The sequence below is a fragment of the Pseudomonas sp. P5_B2 genome (assembly GCF_056400445.1).
In genome coordinates this window covers 1-1099 of the sequence record NZ_JBFULH010001041.1, presented here as the reverse complement: position 1 = coordinate 1099, position 1099 = coordinate 1, and the positions used below count along the sequence as shown (strand labels likewise).

Below are 1099 nucleotides of genomic sequence, written 5' to 3'. Positions count from 1 at the left end.
CTTCATCGGCTGATCATCGCCTACTAGGTTTTCTGCCAGCCCTTGCTTGGCCAGCGCTTTCCAGCAACCGACAATCTTGGCCGCATCGTCCACCTTCAGTTGGTTGTCTTCGTCCTTCAACAGGTTTTGGAGGCGGCGGTTGATGAGGCTTTCTTCAACGGTGAGCACCAGCACCTTGTAATCGACCAGCAGACCACGCTGAACAGCTTCGGAGAAGTTGATAACGAACAACTCTTTACCGTAGAGGGCGTCATCATCCATGGAGCAGAGAGTGACGTCGCCGGACTCGGCCTTGACCTTCGCATTGTCGCCGTAGATACGCGGTGTGGCAGTCATGTACATACGCTTGGCAGCACGGATGTAGTCAGCATCGTGGATACGCACGAAGGTGCTTTCGTCATCCTCGCCAAATGTTGCGCCGGTAGTGCGGTGAGCTTCGTCGCAGATTACGAGGTCAAACGCTGCGAGGTCATGTTCGTGTTGAGCACGACTGATTACATCGATGGAGTGGTAGGTCGAGAACACCACACTCATGTGTTCGCCATCATGACGCTTGAGCATTTCCGCCGCGAGACGGTCTGCCTTAGTGGTAGCCGGATAGCGCAGTTCATGGGTGAACACCTGCACTGCGTCATCTTCGACTTTGYGCTTCTTGCCCACGTCGCTGTCTGAGCAGACGGCAAAGCTGTGGAGTGGAGTATCACTCTCCTGCGTCCATTCCGTGAGGGTTTGCGACAGTAGTGACAGACTGGGCACCAGAAACAGCACGCGCTTGCCCTTGCCGGCAAGGTGTTCGGCAATTTTCAAGCTGGTAAAGGTTTTGCCAGTACCGCATGCCATGATGAGTTTGCCACGCTCGGTATCTTTCAGGCCGGCCGCTACAGCGTTCAGTGCAGTTTGCTGGTGATCCCTAAGCTTTTTCTTAGCCTTGAGAGTAACGACTTGATTGGGTTGGTACTTGGCCCAGTCAATCTGGCTGTCTTCCAAGGCTTGCAGGTCGATCTTGTTGATTGTCTGATGCTGCCCCTGCAAAGCGTCCTCGGCGTGTTCACTCCAATTGTTGGTAGTAGTGACGATAATGCGATGCGAGAACGGAGCC

General features: G+C 54.3%; 1 protein-coding gene. It reads right to left on the bottom strand.

Features of this window, described 5'->3' with window-relative positions:
- Window positions 1-1099 (bottom strand): DEAD/DEAH box helicase family protein (locus AC1DRJ_RS29020; protein WP_477805158.1); only part of this gene is annotated, 1099 nt, incomplete at both ends.